The sequence below is a fragment of the Vibrio sp. 2134-1 genome (assembly GCF_033339495.1).
The window spans coordinates 1-573 of record NZ_JAWOUS010000741.1 but is presented as its reverse complement, the minus strand read 5'-3'; the positions used below and the strand labels follow the sequence as shown (position 1 = coordinate 573).

Below are 573 nucleotides of genomic sequence, written 5' to 3'. Positions count from 1 at the left end.
AAACAAGTGGCGAATATTAGTGGTCGATCACACTTTTGTCTAGTACAAAAAGTCCCCATTTTCAATCTGTTATTGACAATATCCCGACACTAGTGTCGGGATATTGTCGTTATTACAAGTTGTGATTAATTGTGATGATATTTATTCACATCCAGAGCAAGTATCGCTTACTTTCTCAGCGAATTGAGCTTCGCTTGAGCAAGGCCAAAAATCGTATCAATCGGGTAAGAACCTTCATCTGTCGGCTCACCTGCCACCTTGCCGGTGAACAGTTCAATGGCCTCAGTCACGTGGTCAATTGCCCAAATATGGAACTCCCCTTTTTCTACCGCTTTCACGATGTCAGCGCGTAACATCAAGTTATGAACATTCGAACGAGGAATGATCACGCCCTGTCCGGAGTGACGACCTTTGATCACACACACATCATAGAAACCTTCGATTTTTTCGTTTACGCCACCAATCGGCTGCGCTTCACCAAATTGGTTCATTGACCCCGTGATCGCGATATCTTGTCGATTTGGTTGTTTAGAAAAAGCCGAAACCACGGCACAAAACTCCGCCATGCTCGCG

1 protein-coding gene is annotated in these 573 nt (G+C 44.9%); it reads right to left on the bottom strand.

What is annotated here, in order from left to right; translation table 11 throughout:
- Positions 1-167: 167 nt before the first annotated feature.
- A partial coding sequence (locus R7R78_RS28280; protein ID WP_318119763.1) for a S16 family serine protease occupies positions 168-573 on the bottom strand: 406 nt, incomplete at its 5' end.